Origin of the sequence: Actinotalea ferrariae CF5-4 (assembly GCF_000603945.1) — a bacterium.
In the GTDB taxonomy this organism is placed as follows: Bacteria; Actinomycetota; Actinomycetes; order Actinomycetales; family Cellulomonadaceae; genus Actinotalea; species Actinotalea ferrariae.
Map to the genome: position 1 here is coordinate 1 of NZ_AXCW01000565.1, position 639 is coordinate 639.

General features: G+C 79.2%; 1 protein-coding gene. It reads right to left on the reverse strand.

The annotated features are described in order from the left end of the window. A partial coding sequence (locus tag N866_RS19320; RefSeq protein WP_034230040.1) for a DNA-formamidopyrimidine glycosylase family protein occupies window positions 1-440 on the reverse strand: 440 nt, incomplete at its 3' end. Window positions 441-639 lie beyond the last annotated feature (199 nt).

Sequence of the window (639 nt, forward strand, 5' to 3'; positions counted from 1 at the left end):
ACCTGCCCGACCGGCTCGGGCGGCCAGACGTCGGGCTGGGCGTCCGCCTCGGCGGTGCTCCCGCCCGCGACCCCCGGGACGTCGCGCTCGCCCTCCCCCATCCGCCGGGCGCGGCGCACACGGGGCGCGCCGAGGGAGCGCGCGCCCCGCACCGCACCGGCGATCGGGGAGACCGTCCCGTGGAAGTCCCACGCCCCGTACAGGCCGAGGTGGACGCGCAGCCAGCGCTGCGCCGCGACGCCGAGGACCTCCTCGGTACCGCGGCCGAAGCCCACGAAGAGGTGCTTGCCCTGGGCCCGCGACGCGACGACCTCCAGCCCGTCGAGCAGCGCGGCGCCGTCGGCGAACCGCCCCTGCGGGGAGGACACGGCGACGCGGTGGCCCACCAGGTCGGCGGCGACCTGGAGCGCGATGCGGTGGACGGAATGACCCTCGGGCACCGGGCGAGGGTACGTCGCGGGGACCCGGGGGGCCGGGGCGCTTCTCATGCGGGCCTCATCCGTCCGACGCAGACTGGCCCGGTGCCGTACGACGACCAGACCCCTCAGCCCCTGACCGACGGTCCTGCCCCGGACGCGACCGCACCGCTGCCCGCCGCGCGACCCGCTCCCGCCGGCCGCCGGGCCGCCGGCGGTGGCC